Annotated in this window: 14 protein-coding genes and 1 riboswitch; of the genes, 11 read left to right on the top strand and 3 right to left on the bottom strand. The window is 66.3% G+C overall.

Going from position 1 to position 14,941, the window contains the following annotated elements; all coding sequences use genetic code 11:
* The first annotated feature begins 160 nt into the window (after window positions 1-160).
* On the top strand, window positions 161-1,702 hold the full coding sequence (locus HNR60_RS14520; protein WP_184258664.1) for a DUF4403 family protein: 1,542 nt from the start codon (window positions 161-163) through the stop codon (window positions 1,700-1,702).
* A 220-nt stretch (window positions 1,703-1,922) separates the two neighbouring features.
* On the opposite strand, the gene HNR60_RS14515 is transcribed toward HNR60_RS14520, so the two are convergent.
* Window positions 1,923-3,257 carry an NAD(P)/FAD-dependent oxidoreductase gene (locus HNR60_RS14515; protein WP_184258663.1) on the bottom strand — a complete coding sequence of 445 codons (1,335 nt, stop codon included), beginning with the start codon at window positions 3,255-3,257 and terminating at the stop codon, window positions 1,923-1,925.
* A 122-nt stretch (window positions 3,258-3,379) separates the two neighbouring features.
* Window positions 3,380-3,925, bottom strand: coding sequence for a PRC-barrel domain-containing protein (locus HNR60_RS14510; RefSeq protein WP_184258662.1), 546 nt, complete (start codon window positions 3,923-3,925; stop codon window positions 3,380-3,382).
* A 200-nt stretch (window positions 3,926-4,125) separates the two neighbouring features.
* Window positions 4,126-4,263: riboswitch (TPP riboswitch) on the top strand.
* Between HNR60_RS14510 and HNR60_RS14505 the strand changes: the two genes are divergently transcribed.
* The 8 genes from HNR60_RS14505 (at window position 4,251) to HNR60_RS14470 (ending at window position 11,469) form a co-directional block, all read left to right on the top strand.
* Window positions 4,251-5,291, top strand: coding sequence for an FAD-dependent oxidoreductase (locus HNR60_RS14505; protein WP_184258661.1), 1,041 nt, complete (start codon window positions 4,251-4,253; stop codon window positions 5,289-5,291). It overlaps the preceding riboswitch by 13 nt.
* Complete coding sequence (gene thiS, locus HNR60_RS14500; RefSeq protein ID WP_184258660.1) at window positions 5,282-5,479, top strand: sulfur carrier protein ThiS; 198 nt, start codon at window positions 5,282-5,284, stop codon at window positions 5,477-5,479. The genes HNR60_RS14505 and thiS overlap by 10 nt, the downstream gene beginning before the upstream one ends.
* A 209-nt stretch (window positions 5,480-5,688) precedes the next feature.
* Window positions 5,689-6,471 carry a thiazole synthase gene (locus HNR60_RS14495; RefSeq protein ID WP_184258658.1) on the top strand — a complete coding sequence of 261 codons (783 nt, stop codon included), beginning with the start codon at window positions 5,689-5,691 and terminating at the stop codon, window positions 6,469-6,471.
* Complete coding sequence (locus tag HNR60_RS14490; RefSeq protein ID WP_184258656.1) at window positions 6,458-7,066, top strand: thiamine phosphate synthase; 609 nt, start codon at window positions 6,458-6,460, stop codon at window positions 7,064-7,066. Before HNR60_RS14495 ends, HNR60_RS14490 begins: the two co-directional genes overlap by 14 nt.
* Before the next feature lie 272 nt (window positions 7,067-7,338).
* Window positions 7,339-9,279, top strand: coding sequence for a phosphomethylpyrimidine synthase ThiC (gene thiC / locus HNR60_RS14485; protein WP_184258654.1), 1,941 nt, complete (start codon window positions 7,339-7,341; stop codon window positions 9,277-9,279).
* Window positions 9,280-9,707: 428 nt separating this feature from the next.
* Entirely contained in the window at window positions 9,708-10,331 is a 624-nt protein-coding gene (locus tag HNR60_RS14480) for a hypothetical protein (RefSeq protein WP_184258652.1), read from the top strand.
* Between the two features lie 409 nt (window positions 10,332-10,740).
* Window positions 10,741-10,917, top strand: a complete 177-nt coding sequence (locus HNR60_RS14475; protein WP_184258650.1) for a hypothetical protein — start codon at window positions 10,741-10,743, stop codon at window positions 10,915-10,917.
* Between the two features lie 108 nt (window positions 10,918-11,025).
* Window positions 11,026-11,469 (top strand): cupin domain-containing protein, encoded by a 444-nt coding sequence (locus HNR60_RS14470; RefSeq protein ID WP_184258648.1) that lies wholly within the window; start codon window positions 11,026-11,028, stop codon window positions 11,467-11,469.
* A gap of 39 nt (window positions 11,470-11,508) precedes the next feature.
* Here the strand turns inward: HNR60_RS14470 and HNR60_RS14465 are convergent, their stop codons facing one another.
* The gene (locus HNR60_RS14465) at window positions 11,509-12,921 is read right to left on the bottom strand and encodes a GGDEF domain-containing protein (RefSeq protein WP_184258646.1); all 1,413 of its coding nucleotides are present in this window, start codon (window positions 12,919-12,921) and stop codon (window positions 11,509-11,511) included.
* A 429-nt stretch (window positions 12,922-13,350) separates the two neighbouring features.
* Between HNR60_RS14465 and HNR60_RS14460 the strand changes: the two genes are divergently transcribed.
* Together HNR60_RS14460 and HNR60_RS14455 are read left to right on the top strand one after the other, a co-directional pair.
* Window positions 13,351-14,352 carry a hypothetical protein gene (locus HNR60_RS14460; RefSeq protein WP_184258644.1) on the top strand — a complete coding sequence of 334 codons (1,002 nt, stop codon included), beginning with the start codon at window positions 13,351-13,353 and terminating at the stop codon, window positions 14,350-14,352.
* Window positions 14,353-14,363: 11 nt separating this feature from the next.
* The gene (locus tag HNR60_RS14455; protein ID WP_184258642.1) at window positions 14,364-14,828 is read left to right on the top strand and encodes a hypothetical protein; all 465 of its coding nucleotides are present in this window, start codon (window positions 14,364-14,366) and stop codon (window positions 14,826-14,828) included.
* Window positions 14,829-14,941 lie beyond the last annotated feature (113 nt).

The raw sequence follows: 14,941 nt of genomic DNA, 5'->3' as shown, positions 1-14,941 counted from the left end.
CCTGCCCGCGATGCCGCAACCGACCACGGTCCGATTTGCCCCGCCTTATCCCCGACGTATTTGGATAGCTGCCTCCCGCCGTGCCGACGATCCGTTCGGCGCGGCTGGCGCGGCTCGCCTGACGGCTGTAATCTCGCCAGACGCAACCTCCGGGGCCCACATGCGTCTGAAAACCATCCTAATCACGGTCGCCGTGCTGGCCGTGTCGTCCGTTGCCGGCCTGATCGCGGTCGATCGGCTGTCGCCGCGCGTCGTCGAGACCAAGGCGCCGCCGCTGGCGCCGTTGCCGGCGCTGCCCGCGGCGCGGACCTCGACCATCGTGGTGCCGGTGTCGATCACGCTGAACGCGATCCGCGACGTCGCCGAACGCGCCGCGCCGCGCAACTTCGCCGGTAAGGCGCCCAATCCGATGCCGCAGCTGTTGCAGGACGCCGACATCAACTGGACCGCGGCGCGCGGCGCCATCACCGCCGCCGGTTCGCAGAACCAGCTCGGGCTGGCGGCGCCGATCAACGGCACGCTTGCGGTGAAGGGCGCGCTCAACGGCAACGCCAAGGGCGCGGTCAACGACGTGCTCGGCAAGCTGCTCGGCGGCAAGGCCGCGGCGCAGATCGGCGTCAACATCAAGAACTTCCACGCCAACGCCGACATCAAGGGCGCCATCATGATGGCGGCGCGGCCGACCATCACGCCGAACTGGCGGGTCGAGCCGAATCTCACAGCCCAAGTCTCGCTCGGCGACAGCTCGGTCGCGGTCGCCGGAATGCACGTCAACGTGCCGGCGCAGGTCAAGCCGATGATCGACAAGGCGGTCAACGAGCAGCTCGCCTCGTTGCAGCAGCGGATCCGCAACGACGCCACGCTGGAGCAGAACGCGCGGCGCGAATGGAGCCGGATGTGCCGCTCGATCCCGCTGCAGGGCATCGCGGTGCAAGGGCTGTGGCTGGAATTGCGCCCCACCCGGGCGCTGGCGGCGCAGCCGAAAGTCGACGGCAGCGCGGTGACGCTGACGCTCGGCATCGAGGCCGAAACCCGCGTCACCGCGGCGCAGACCAAGCCGGACTGCCCGTTCCCGGCGACGCTCGGCATCGTGCCGGCGGAGGCCGCCGGCGTCTCGATCGCGGTGCCGATCGACACGCCGTTCACCGAAATCGACCGCATTCTGGAGGCCCAGCTCGCCAACAAGACCTTCCCGGAGGACGGCTCCGGCGCCGTCGAAGTCACCGTCAAGCACGCGACGGTGAAGGCCTCCGGCGATCGGCTGCTGATCGCGCTCACGGTCAACGCCCGCGAGAAGAAGAGTTTCTTCGGCCTCGGCGGCGACGCCACGGTGTATATCTGGGGCAAGCCGGTGCTCGATTCCGAGAAGCAGACGCTGCGGCTCGCCAATCTCGAACTCGCGGTGGAATCCGAGGCGGCGTTCGGACTGCTCGGCGGCGCCACCCGCGCCGCGATGCCGCTGTTGCAGCAGGCCTTAGCCGACAAGGCGGTGCTCGATCTGAAGCCGTTCGCCAGCAACCTGCAGCGCCGGATCGGCGCGATGATCGCCGACTATCATCTCAACGAGGAAGGGCTGCGGGTGGCCTCGGAAATCGACAGCCTGCGGCTGACCGCGCTGGCCTTCGACTCCACCACGCTGCGCGTCACCGCCGCGGCGGACGGTTTCTTGAACGTCACCGTGACCGCGCTGCCGAAGTTGTGAGGGGTTGCTGCGTGCGTGCTCGCAGCCCATCCTTCGAGACGCCCGGCTGCGCTGCGCTCAGCCGGGCTCCTCAGGATGACGGTTACTTTGTAGGAGCTTCACCCAACTAAGCGCCGTCATCCTGAGGCGCTCGCCGACGACGACGGCAGCGTTACTACGCAGCAGGCGCAGGCGAGCCTCGAAGGATGCGGCAACAATGTCGAGCCGCTGATCCGCCTCCTCAATGCAGCTTGACGCTGGGCGTCGGGCGCTGCGAGATGGTGGACAGCATCGCCCGCCAGAACACCGTGGAGCGGCCGTGCAGCGCCGCCTCGTGCATCTTGTAGAGCGAGCGATACATCAGCCGCGCGAACATGCCCTCGATGAACATGCTGCGGCCGATCGCGTAGCCCATCAGATTGCCGACCGCGGAATACTTGCCGAGCGACACCAGCGAGCCGAAATCGCGATACTCGAACGGCGGCACCGGCTGCCCGGCCATGATCGGCGCGATGTTGCGGATGATGTGCGTCGCCATCTGATGCGCCGCCTGGGCGCGCGGCGGCACCGGCGCGTCAAAGCCCGGGCGCGGACAGGAGGCGCAATCGCCGATCGCGAAGATGCTCGGATCGCGGGTGGTGCGCAGCGAGGTGTCGACCATGAGCTGATTGATCCGGTTGGTCTCCAGCCCGTCGAGACCCGCGAGAAAGTCCGGCGCCTTGACCCCGGCCGACCACACCACCAGTTCGGACGGAATCATTTCGCCGCTCGACAGCACCACGCCGTCGGCGCGCACCTCGGCGACCCGGGCGCTGGTACGCACTTCGACGCCGAGCTCTTTCAAGAGATCCTGCGTGGCGCCCGAGATCCGCTCCGGCAGCGCCGGCAGGATCCGCGGCGACGCCTCGATCAGCACGATGTGGATGTCGCGCGAAGGATCGATGCGGTCCATGCCGTAGCCGACCACGTCGCGCACGGTGTGGTGCAGTTCGGCGGCAAGTTCGGTGCCGGTGGCGCCGGCGCCGATGATCGCGATGTGCAATTGCCCCGGCCGCGGCCCTTCGGGTTGCGCGTTGGCGCGCAGGCAGGCGTTGACGATGCGGCGGTTGAAGCGGCTGGCCTGCTCCGGGGTTTCCAGCGGCACCGCGAATTCCGCGGCGCCCGGGGTGCCGAAATCATTGGTGATGCTGCCGATCGCCATGATCAGCGTGTCGTAGGGCAGGCTCGACGCCGGGGTGATCTCGCGGCCTTCTTCGTCGAGCATCGCCGCGAGCTTGAGCTGTTTCTCGGCGCGGTCGAGCCCGACCACCTCGCCGTAGCGGTAGACGAAATTGTGCCAATGCGCCTGCGCCAGATAGTTCAGCTCGTGCTGCGAGCGGCGCAGGCTGCCAGCGGCCACCGAATGCAGCAACGGCTTCCAGATATGGGTACGCGAGCGCTCCACCAGCGTCACCTTGGCGAGGCCCTGCTTGCCCAGCGTATCGCCGAGCTTGGTGACCAGTTCGAGCCCGCCGGCTCCGCCGCCCGCCACCACGATGCGGTGCGGCCGTTTGGCTGCGCTCGCCAGTTCAGTCATGCGTCTGCCCCCGTTGTGCCGCGCGAGCCTAGCACGGCGCCGTTCCATTGCGCTTCACGCATGCAATAAAAAGGCCGGGCGGCAACGCCACCCGGCCTCGTAACACTACGAATCGATGGCGTTCAGTTGGAGTACTTGAACTCCGGCAGCGCCTTCAGCTCGTCCTTGCTGGCGTTGAACACCGCATGATCGGGATACCACTTGTTGGCGCTGGAGCTGGACGCGGTCGACGCGGCCGAGCCTGTGGTGGTGCTCGCCGCCGTGCCGGTGCCGGCCGCCGTGCCGGTCGCGGCGGAGCCGGCCGGACGATTGTTGGCGGCGCTGCGCAGCGGCTCGTTGACCCATTTGATCTTCTCGAACGGGATCGCGATGTTGCGCTCGCCCATGCCGAGGAAACCGCCGACGCCGATCACCGCGGCCTGCACCTTGCCGGACTGATCGACCAGCAATTCGCTGATCTCGCCGAGGCTCTCGTTGTTGTCGTTGTAGACGTTGATGCCGATCAGCTTCGAGCTGCGCCATTGACCCTGATGCGACATGCTGGAGCCCGACGAAGCGGACGCGCTGGGCGCAGGCGTCGTGGTGGTGGCGCTGGGCGTCTGCGCGACGGCGGCGGTGGCCAGCAACGCGGTGCCGAGCAAGCCGGCCGTAATGGATTTCGCGAACATGTTTGTCTCCCTGTTGTAACGGTCATGGCGAAACGACGGTCGCGCGCGCATGTTCCGGACCTGCGACAATTTTCACGCCTGACGGCGGGTTCCATCGCGCCTGTCACGACGCCATGAAAATCAAGTGCAGCTGCGCGCGTTAGTTGCGACGGCCGCAGCCAAAGGCGCGTTGACACCGGGCGCCATCGGCCTACATTGCGGGCTGTTCCGAGGGGGGCTCCGACGAGGAGCTGAGATACCGCTTGCTGGCATTCGCATCGTGCGAATCACCGGGGCGCGGTGACCCTTTGAACCTGATCCGGGTCATGCCGGCGAAGGGACAGGGATGTACCAGACGACGCAGACTAAGCGCGGGCCGTTGCCCGTTGATCTCCGCACAAATGCACCGATTTCGGTGATCGGCGCCGGCATTGCCGGGGCCTGGCAGGCCTTGATGCTGGCCCGCGCCGGACGCGATGTGACGCTCTACGAGAGCGGCGATTCCGAAATGACGCAAGCCACCAGCCATTGGGCCGGCGGCATGCTGGCGCCGTGGTGCGAGGCCGAATCGGCCGAGCCGGTGATCAGCCGGATCGGCATGCGCTCGCTCGACATCTGGCGCGAGGAATTTCCCGAGACGCCGTTCAACGGCTCCTTGGTGGTGTCGCATCCGCGCGACCGCGCCGACTACGAGCGCTTCGCCAAATTGACCACCGGACATCAGCGGCTCGACGCCAAGGGCATCGCCGAGCTCGAGCCGGCGCTGGAAGGCCGCTTCCGCGAAGGCCTGTTCTTCGCCGATGAGGGCCATGTCGAGCCGCGCGTGGTGCTCGCCAAGCTGCACGAGCGGCTGATCGCAGCCGGCGGAACTATTCACTTCATGTCGGCGCAGAACCCCGACGAACTCGACGGCGTGGTGATCGATTGCCGCGGATTGTCCGCGCGGGACGCGGCGCCGGAACTGCGCGGCGTCAAGGGCGAGATGATCGTCATCGAGTCGAAGGACGTGCAGTTGTCGCGCCCGGTGCGGCTGATGCACCCGCGCTGGCCGGTCTATGTGATCCCGCGGCCCGACAACGTCTTCATGGTCGGCGCCACCACTATCGAGAGCGAGGACGAGGGCGTCAGCGTGCGCTCTGCGCTGGAGCTGCTGACCGCGGCCTACGCGCTGCATCCGGCGTTCGGCGAAGCGCGGATTCTCGAATTCGGCTCCGGGCTGCGCCCGGCGTTCCCGGACAACCTGCCGCGGATCGCGCTCGGCAACGGCCGCATCGCGGTCAACGGGCTGTATCGCCACGGCTTCCTGCTGTCGCCGGCGCTCGCCGAGATGACGCTCGCCTATGTGCAGCGCGGCGTCATCAACAACGAGGTGATGCAATGCGTGTGATCGTCAACGGCGAGCACACCGAAGTCGCCGCCGGCCGCGTCGACGCGCTCTTGAGCGAGCTCGACTACGCCGGCAGCCACGTCGCGGTGGCGGTGAATTTCGAGGTGGTGCCGCGGACCAAATGGGCCGACACGGCGCTCAACAGCGGCGACGAGATCGAGATCATCACCCCGCGACAGGGAGGGTGAGCGATGGATCACTTTCTTCACCTCTCCCCGCTACGCGGGGAGAGGTCGACCGGCGAAGCGAAGCGAAGTCGGTCGGGTGAGGGGCTGAGCACGGCCTTCCATCCATCGTCGGGATTCGCCGAGGGCTCGCCCCTCACCCCACCCCTCTCCCCGCAAGAGCGGGGCGAGGGAGCGCGCCGTGCTCCGGGGAGCAGCGCGAGGACACGATCATGGTGAACTTCTGCGGCAAGGAATTCTCCTCGCGGCTGCTGATCGGCAGCGCGCTGTATGAATCGCCCGCGATCATGCAGGACGCGATCCGCGCGTCGGGCGCGCAGATCGTCACGGTGTCGCTGCGGCGCGAGACCGCCGGCGGCAAGGCCGGCGACGTGTTCTGGTCGCTGATCCGCGACCTCGGCGTCACCGTGCTGCCGAACACCGCGGGCTGCCGCACCGTGCGCGAGGCGGTGACCACCGCGAAACTCGCGCGCGAACTATTCGGCACCAACTGGATCAAGCTCGAAGTGATCGGCGACAACGACACGCTGCAGCCCGACGTGGTCGGCCTGGTCGAAGCCGCGACCGAACTGGTCAATGACGGCTTCGAGGTGTTTCCCTATTGCACCGAGGACCTCAGCGTCGCGATGCGGCTGGTCGACGCCGGCTGCCGTGTGGTGATGCCCTGGGCGGCGCCGATCGGCAGCGCGCGCGGCATCACCAACCGCGACGCACTCAAGCTGTTGCGCGACCGGCTGCCCGATATCACGCTGGTCGTCGATGCGGGGCTCGGCGCGCCGAGCCATGCCGCAGCCGCCCTCGAACTCGGCTTCGACGCCGTGCTGCTCAACACCGCGATCGCCAAGGCCGCCGACGCGGTGGCGATGGCCGGCGCCTTCAAGCTCGCGGTCGAAGCCGGCCGTATCGCCTACGAGTCCGGGCTGATGGACGCCCGCGATTTCGCCTCGCCCTCCACTCCTGTGATCGGGACACCGTTCTGGCATGCCGTATCCTGATCGCTTCTATCCGGTGGTCGACAGCCTCGCCTGGGTGGCGCGGCTGGTCGCGCAGGGCGTCGGCACGCTGCAGCTGCGGGTCAAGGAGCTCGACGATTCGCAGGCGCTGCAGCTGGTGACCGACGCACTCGCCTTGGTGAAGGACACCCCGACCAGGCTGGTGATCAACGATTACTGGCGCGCCGCGATCGTCGCCGGCGCGCAGCATCTGCATCTCGGCCAGGAGGATCTTGCCGACGCCGATCTTACCGAAATCCGTAACGCCGGGCTGACGCTCGGGCTATCGACCCACGACGACGCCGAACTCGAGACCGCGCTCGCCGCACGGCCGGACTACATCGCGCTCGGCCCGATCTTTCCGACCACGCTGAAATCGATGCGCTTTGCGCCGCAAGGCATTGCGAAGATCAGCGAGTGGAAGAAGCGCGTGGGCACGATTCCATTGGTGGCGATCGGCGGCATCAAGCTGGAACAGGCCGCCGAGATCTTTGCCGCCGGCGCAGACTCCATCGCGGTGGTCAGCGACGTGACGCAGAACCCAGACCCCGACGCGCGGGTGCGGGCCTGGCTCGACCATGTCGCCGCGGCGGCGTGATGAACGACGGAACCGACAAACGTGCCCCGGACGCAGTGCAACGCGCCGCACTTGCGGCGTGGTGCGCTGCAGAGCCGGGGCCGTTACGGAACGCAGCATATGGAACGGTCCCGGTTCTGCGGAGCAGCGCGAAGAGCGCTGCACCGCGCCCGGGACACCAAAGCTCAGTAAGCGGATGAGGTTGTTCCTAACTCGCAATGACGGGGCGATTGCCCCTCAGGATAACGACTACAAACGCTACCCGTCGATAAAAACCGCAACAGGAGGATAGCATGAACATCCGGTCCAATCCCGACACCACGCTGCCCGCTGTGACCACCGGCCCGCTGCCCTCCTCGAAGAAGATCTTCGCGACGCCCAATGAGGCGCCGGATCTACGCGTGCCATTGCGCGAAATCATCCTCAGCGAAGGCGCCGGCGAGCCCAATCTTCCAGTTTACGACACCACCGGCCCCTACACCGACCCCAGCGTCACCATCGACGTCAACGCCGGGCTGTCGCGGATCCGCACCGCCTGGGTGAAGGAGCGCGGCGGCGTCGAGGAATATGTCGGCCGCGACGTCAAGCCGGAAGACAACGGCAATGTCGGCGCCGCCCACGCCGCAAAGTCCTTCAACGCCTATCACAAGCCGCTGCGCGGCACAGGCTGCGCGCCGATCACGCAACTCGAATTCGCCCGCGCCGGCATCATCACCAAGGAGATGATCTACGTCGCCACGCGTGAAAATCTCGGCCGCAAGCAACAGCTCGAGCGCGCCGACGCCGCATTGGCCGACGGCGAATCGTTCGGCGCCGCGGTGCCGGCCTTCGTCACGCCCGAGTTCGTGCGCAGTGAAATTGCTCGTGGACGCGCGATCATCCCCTGCAACATCAACCACGGCGAACTCGAGCCGATGATCATCGGCCGCAACTTCCTCACCAAGATCAACGCCAACATCGGCAACTCCGCGGTGTCGTCGTCGGTGGAAGAAGAAGTCGACAAGATGGTGTGGGCGATCCGCTGGGGCGCCGACACCGTGATGGACCTCTCCACCGGCCGCAACATCCACACAACGCGCGAATGGATTCTGCGCAACGCGCCGATCCCGATCGGCACCGTGCCGATCTACCAGGCGCTGGAGAAATGCGAAGGCGATCCGGTCAAACTGACCTGGGAGCTCTATCGCGACACGCTGGTCGAGCAATGCGAACAGGGCGTCGATTACTTCACGATCCACGCCGGCGTCCGGCTGCAATACATCCACCTCACCGCCAACCGCGTCACCGGCATTGTATCGCGTGGCGGATCGATCATGGCGAAGTGGTGCCTGGCGCATCATCAGGAGAGCTTCCTCTACACGCATTTCGACGAGATCTGCGACCTGATGCGCAAATACGACGTGTCGTTCTCATTGGGCGACGGGCTGCGGCCGGGCTCGATCGCCGACGCCAACGACCGCGCGCAATTCGCCGAACTGGAAACGCTCGGCGAACTCACCAAGATCGCCTGGGACAAGGGCTGCCAGGTGATGATCGAAGGCCCCGGCCACGTGCCGCTGCACAAGATCAAGATCAACATGGACAAGCAGCTGAAGGAATGCGGCGAGGCGCCGTTCTACACGCTCGGGCCTTTGACGACCGACATCGCACCAGGCTACGACCACATCACCTCGGGCATTGGGGCTGCGATGATCGGCTGGTTCGGCTGCGCCATGCTGTGCTACGTCACGCCGAAGGAACACCTCGGCCTGCCCGACCGCAACGACGTCAAGGTCGGCGTGATTACTTACAAGATCGCCGCCCACGCCTCCGATCTCGCCAAGGGCCATCCGGCGGCGCAATTGCGCGACGACGCGCTGTCGCGCGCGCGGTTCGACTTCCGCTGGCAGGATCAGTTCAACCTAGGCCTCGACCCCGACACCGCGCAGGCGTTCCACGACGAGACGCTGCCGAAGGACGCCCACAAGGTGGCGCATTTCTGCTCGATGTGCGGGCCGAAATTCTGTTCGATGAAGATCACGCAGGATGTGCGCGACTACGCCGCCTCGCTCGGCGACAACGAGAAGGCGGCGCTGAATCTCGCCGGCGGCAGCTCGTTGGGCAGCGTCGGGATGTCGATGAGCGGCGTGATCGAAGACGGCATGGCGCAGATGAGCGAAAAGTTCAAATCGATGGGCGAGAAGCTTTATCTCGATGCGGAGAAGGTGAAGGAGAGCAACAAGGCGCTGTCGTAAGGGCCGCTTTGTCGCCAGCATCACGTCATGCCGGGGCTTGCCCCGGGGCCTCCATCTGGAAACAATGGCCGGGCGAAAGCCCGGCCGTTATGTTGATCGGCAGACCGTAGCCCGTGGCCCGTAGGATGGGTTGAGCCCTTGCGAAACCCATCGCGACGGATCGCCCGTGGCTGATGGGTTTCGCTGCGCTCAACCCATCCTACGCTCAACTGCGCTCAACCCATCCTACGCTCAGCCCATGCTACGTAATAACGATCGGGATTCTCCCCACGGGGCAGAAGCCCGCGGGTGCGCGGCGGCGCGGCGCGCCTCCTAAGCCGACGCCGATGTGTTGCGTCGGCTCACGCGATGACCACCCGCGATTACCACCACAGCCTCTTGTCCGCCGCGGCGGGATTAACTAGCCTTGCGTGCAAGGGGGCTTTTCGATGCGTGTGGCGTATCGCGTCGTCGTAGCGATGAGTCTGAGCCTGCTGGCCGGTTGCGTCACCGCGCAGCAGCAGAAGGTCGTTCTGTCGCAACGGCAGTCGGCGTTCACCACGCCGCTCGACGGCAGATGGCGCAAGGCCCATGAGACGCGCCCGGTCGCCATCCTGCTCGGCCGCGCCGAGACCACGGCCATCCTGTTGCCACGCCGCGCCGCGCTGGAGGCGAGTTGTTATCGCGGCAAGCCGCGCGTCCGGCTCGCCTACGACGTGGGCTTGCGCGGCGGGCCGATTTCGGTGGCGTATCATTTCAACGACGCCGCCGAGCAGACCGGGACCGTGCTGGTGCGCGGCCTGCGCCGCAACATCGTGGTGATCGATTATCAGCCGACCGCCACCGCCTTCCTCGCCGAGCTGCGCGCGTCGACCACGCTGAAGGTGCGGGTGTCGCGCTCGGTGTTCGAGATGCACGACGCCGGATTCCGCTGGGACCCCGACGACCCGGTCCTCAAAGAGGTGCTGGCGGCCTGCCAGAGCCCGATGCTGGACGACAGGCGGCAAGACCAGCCCGACGACACCGACGAGGCGCTCGACGAGGCGATCAGGGACGTGCTGCCGGAGATCTAGCGGGGATGAGATGGGATTTTCGGCATCCACGCGGTCGGCACGCTTCACTTTGCCCTCCCTGCTCTCTGATACGAACGCGGCCCAAGCAGCGAGCCCGTAGCCCGTAGGATGGGTTGAGCGCTTGCGACACCCATCGCAAGGACTAGCGCGGGGCTGATGGACTTCGCTGCGCTCAACCCATCCTACGGCGGCGTTAGCGGTGTCGCTTCCCGCGTATCGCTGCGCTCACGCGGGCTACGGCGCTACAGCTCGATCATCGCAACCGGAGACATCCTGGTCACCCGGATCCGGCACGGCCGCGAAGCCCGCAAATGGCGCCTTAACCAAATACTAACCATAAACTCATCCACAATGAACCAAAGTTTAACCATCCCATTGTCACCGCAGGAAATTCATTCAGGAGCGGACGATGAGCGAAGCGGTTTTGATCTTGCCCAATATGCGCGGCGGCGTCGCGACGGTCGGCAACAAGGTGCACACGTTGTTTCGGTTGAACAGCCGGCAACGCATCGTGGCGGAGACGGCAACGGCGTCCGCGGCAGCCGGCGAGACCGCTCAAGCCAACAGTCGCGGCGAGCCCGCGTAGCAAGGGGAAACCCAGCTCAGCGAAGCGACATCCGCAGCGGCGATTGACTTCCTGTCGGCGCGCTGATCTTGATTGATCGGCGACGCAACCCCTCGCAAAGGATCGCCGATGCACCGCCACGCTCCAGTGATAGCACTCGCCCTGCTCGCCTGCGCTTTGGCCGCTCCCGCCGCCGCGCAGGACGCGCAGCTCGGCTACCCCGCGGTGCCGCTATTGTCGACCGGCACCACCATTCTCGGCCAGAAGATCCGCTATCCCGCGGGCGATCCCCATGTCGATGCGGCGATCGTCTCGCTGGCCCCGGGGCAACGCGCCATCCTGCACAAGCATGACGTGCCGCTGTTCGCCTATATCCTCGAGGGCGAATTGACCGTCGACTACGGCGGCTACGGCAAGCGGGTCTATCGCCAGGGGGACTCCCTCGTCGAGGCGATGGACGTGGCGCATTTCAGCGTCAACACCGGCACCACGCCGATGCGCCTGCTCGGCGTCTATATCGGCGCGGTCGGCGTCAAGGATATGACGCCGGTCCCCGAGCCCGGCGCGAAATGACGACGGCCGGCGCGTCGCGGATCGGATGAGGCGGCGCGGCTACGCCGGCAGCACCGCCAGCGCACCGACCTCGGCGCGCGCCAGGATGCATTGATTTCGTCCGCTGCGCTTGGCCTGCAGCAGCGCGTGATCGGCGCGAGCGAGCAGCTGCGCCGCGTCCTCGCCGGCTTGATGGCCGGCGACCCCGACGCTGACCGTCACCGGCCGGGTGATCGGCGCGAACCGGCAGCGCGCGATCGCTTCCCGCAGGTGATCGGCGGCCCGCAACGCCGCGGACTGTTCGGTGTTCAACAGCAACACCACGAACTCCTCGCCGCCCATCCGCGCCACCAGATCGGTCTGCCGCACCAGGCCCTTCATGGTGGCGGCGAGCTCGACCAGCACGCTGTCGCCGGCGGCATGGCCGAACGTGTCGTTGATGCTCTTGAAGTAATCGATGTCGACATAGAGCACCGATAGCGCCTCGCCGCAGCGCGCCGCGCGCGCCACTTCGCTGTCCAGCCGGTCGATCAGCAGTCGGCGATTGGCGATCCCGGTCAACGGGTCGGCGTGGGCGAGCCGCTGGAATTCGCGGGTGCGCTCGGCGACCTGCTGCTCCATCCGGCTGTTGGCCTCGTTGACCAGGCCCTCCGACAACTTGATGTCGGTGATGTCGATCCCCGAAGCGATCAGCCCGATCGGCCGCTCGCCGTCCATCCGCGGCGTGATCTTTTCCAGTATCCAGCGCCAGTCTCCCGCCGCGCCCCGGACGCGGAATTCGGTCTCGACTTGCAGCGGCGCGTCCATCAGCCCGGCGATCAAGGCCGGGTAGCGCTCCTTGTCTTCAGGATGCAGATAGTTCGTCCAATCGACCGGGCCGCCTTCGGCGCCGGTGGCGCCGACCAGGTCGAACCACGCCTTGTTGGCGAAGTCGCGCACGCCGTCGATGCCGCAGATCCAGATCAGCGTCGGCGCCTCGTCGGAAATCACGCGAAACCGCCGCTCGGTCTCCATCAGCGCGGAGATCAGGATCTGTTCGACGGTGATGCGCCGCTCGGCGTCCGGCGCGTGGTCGCGCAGCAGCGCCTTGGTCATCCGATGGTCGAGCTTGAGGATGTGCGTCACCAGCCAGGTGACGAGAAACTGCAGGAATTCGCTGACCGCTTCGACGTTCGACAGATCGCTGCGCGACGCGAGCTCTTCGACCTTCCTGATGAACGAGCGGTGCGCGCAGGCGTGGCGGGTCTTTTCCTGGATCGGCAGCGCCGAACAGCGCATCAGCTGTTCTTCGTCGCAGAAATGCGTCGCCGCGTAATCGCGCAGCTTGATCACCAGGGCAGAGATTTCCGGGAGCTTTTCACCGTTCTGGACGGCGCGGGCGAGATCGTTGGTAAGCTCGAACAGCGTGCGATGTTGGCGATCGATCCGGGCATTGCCGGTTTCGAACAGCGCGTTCCATTGAAACGGGACCATTTTGTTGTTTTCATCCCTGCGACTCGCCGCAGCGGGTTAGCAGACCGGGCTTTACGGTAAGTTAAGACCCCCGTAAAAATCCCAGCCGCGGCGGCGCGATCGCGTCGCAGCGTCGCCGGCCGGCACCGCGGCCACGCACCGCCATCCTCACGTTGCAAATTCCGCGCGGACACGTCGCAGGCCTCCTGGCGTCGATGATAGCTCGACCGCGGCGCGGCGCATTCGCCGTCGATCCCGCCGGCGCCGCGCCAGCGTTCCCACGCTAACCGCGCGACCGCGCTCTACCCGCCTGGGCTGAACCCCTCCTGATACCACAACTCATTCTTGCAGCCTGTTGCCCGCAAGTTACAGCGTCGCGACGCTTAACTAACTAGTCTGTTAGTTGCGTCCGCAGGGCGGCAGCCGTCCGTCCCGGCGCAGGAGGCGTCGATGTCTGGGGTGGTCCGTGCGGCCCTGCTGGTCGCCTGCGCGCTGTTGGCCGGCTGCGCGATCCGGCCGCTGCCGGAGGACGTCGCCGGGGTGCCGACGCCGGTGATCGTCAAACAAGTGCGCTGCGAGACCCGGCAGGCGGCGATCGACCTCGCGCTCGGCTGGCTGACCGACGAGCGCAATCTCGCCGAAAAACGCGTCGATCAGCGCGGCTACGAGATCGGCGTGGAATTTCGCAACGGCCGCCCGATCCAGCAATTCGAGCCAAAACTGTTCCAGGGTCACGCCCGCGACGTGCTGAACACCTTCTTCGGCACCGGCGTCGCTGCCACCTTCGATCTGGAGATGACCGAGGAGAACAACCTCGGCACCGAGATCAACCTGTTGCAGCCGTTCTCGTCGTCGAATTTCACGCTTGGCATCAAGGGCAAGGCCAACCGCCTGCGCAAGAACGAGCGCGTCTTCACCATCACCGACAGCTTCAGCGGGCTGTTGCGGCTGCCGGATCACTACTGCAGCGGCGCCTCGATCGGCCGCGACTATACTCATTTGGTAGGTCCGAACACCATCTATCCGATCACCGGGGAGATCGGCGTCAAGGGCTTCATCAAGGACTTCATCAACATGACGATCTTCGAGAACCTCGGCGGCCCGAAGGACAAGCGCGACGGCCCGCCGACGCTGGTCGACGCCTTGGAATTCCAGACCGTGATCAGCGGCAGCGTGGCGCCGAAGATCGCGTTCTCCGGGGTGCGCTCGGGGTTGCAGGTCAGCAACGCCGCGCTCACCGGCGAAGCCACCCGCACCGATCTGCACAAGATCACCATGGGCCTCGCGGTGCCCGGCCCCGGCCTGCCGGCGCTGGCGCAGCTGCGCTCCTATCAGTACCTGCCGCTGCTCAGCGCAAAGCCCAGCACCGCCGCCGAAGCCAGCGCCGCGGAAGCCGTCAACCAGGTGCTGGCGCTGAAGCTGTTCCGACCGACCATCGTCGTTTCGCCGTAAAGGATCCCGCCATGGCCAAGAAAGCGTCGAAAGCCAAAGCCAAGACCAAAGCCAAGACCAAGAGCAGCGCCAAGAGCAAGAGCAGCGGCAAAGCCGCCGGCAAGATCGCGAAGCCGGGCAAGCCGGCCGGCGCGCGCAAGCCGCCCGCACGCAAAGCGCCGCCGCCGATCGAGCCGACGTATCTCGCGGCAGGCGGCAGCATCCGCATCGGCCTGCACGACGTGGTGCGGGCGATCAAGATGATCGACAAGGCCGGCCAGTTGGCCAAGTTCGTCAGCGCCGCCAAGCGGCAGCAGGCCGAGGCCACGCTCGGCGCCGACACCGTGAACTTCGCCAAGGATTTTGTCGTCAAGTACCGGCTGTATGGCAACGCCATCGGCAAGCACATCGTCAACGGCCGCGGCGAGCGGTCCGAAGGCGCGGCGGAGGGCGCGTCGGACGACCCCAATCAATGCCATTTCGGCAAGGGCAATTGATCAGCGCGGCGTGTCGCGCGTCGCGGTGCGGGCTGTAACGCGAAGATGGGGAGAAGAGCGTTGTAGGATGGGTTGAGCCCTTGCGAAACCCATCGCGCACGCGACTGCGTATC

This window comes from Rhodopseudomonas rhenobacensis, from assembly GCF_014203125.1.
GTDB lineage: Bacteria > Pseudomonadota > Alphaproteobacteria > Rhizobiales > Xanthobacteraceae > Rhodopseudomonas_A > Rhodopseudomonas_A rhenobacensis.
This window is presented reverse-complemented; position numbering and strand designations above follow the sequence as displayed.

Bases quoted from the DNA above. Each gene is read 5' to 3' on its own strand.
- HNR60_RS14515 (WP_184258663.1), bottom strand. From the start codon at position 3,257: ATGACTGAACTGGCGAGCGCAGCCAAACGGCCGCACCGCATCGTGGTG.
- HNR60_RS14475 (WP_184258650.1), top strand. From the start codon at position 10,741: ATGAGCGAAGCGGTTTTGATCTTGCCCAATATGCGCGGCGGCGTCGCG.
- thiS (WP_184258660.1), top strand. From the start codon at position 5,282: ATGCGTGTGATCGTCAACGGCGAGCACACCGAAGTCGCCGCCGGCCGC.
- thiC (WP_184258654.1), top strand. From the start codon at position 7,339: ATGAACATCCGGTCCAATCCCGACACCACGCTGCCCGCTGTGACCACC.
- HNR60_RS14495 (WP_184258658.1), top strand. From the start codon at position 5,689: ATGGTGAACTTCTGCGGCAAGGAATTCTCCTCGCGGCTGCTGATCGGC.
- HNR60_RS14510 (WP_184258662.1), bottom strand. From the start codon at position 3,925: ATGTTCGCGAAATCCATTACGGCCGGCTTGCTCGGCACCGCGTTGCTG.
- HNR60_RS14470 (WP_184258648.1), top strand. From the start codon at position 11,026: ATGCACCGCCACGCTCCAGTGATAGCACTCGCCCTGCTCGCCTGCGCT.
- HNR60_RS14480 (WP_184258652.1), top strand. From the start codon at position 9,708: ATGCGTGTGGCGTATCGCGTCGTCGTAGCGATGAGTCTGAGCCTGCTG.
- HNR60_RS14490 (WP_184258656.1), top strand. From the start codon at position 6,458: ATGCCGTATCCTGATCGCTTCTATCCGGTGGTCGACAGCCTCGCCTGG.
- HNR60_RS14465 (WP_184258646.1), bottom strand. From the start codon at position 12,921: ATGGTCCCGTTTCAATGGAACGCGCTGTTCGAAACCGGCAATGCCCGG.
- HNR60_RS14455 (WP_184258642.1), top strand. From the start codon at position 14,364: ATGGCCAAGAAAGCGTCGAAAGCCAAAGCCAAGACCAAAGCCAAGACC.
- HNR60_RS14460 (WP_184258644.1), top strand. From the start codon at position 13,351: ATGTCTGGGGTGGTCCGTGCGGCCCTGCTGGTCGCCTGCGCGCTGTTG.
- HNR60_RS14520 (WP_184258664.1), top strand. From the start codon at position 161: ATGCGTCTGAAAACCATCCTAATCACGGTCGCCGTGCTGGCCGTGTCG.
- HNR60_RS14505 (WP_184258661.1), top strand. From the start codon at position 4,251: ATGTACCAGACGACGCAGACTAAGCGCGGGCCGTTGCCCGTTGATCTC.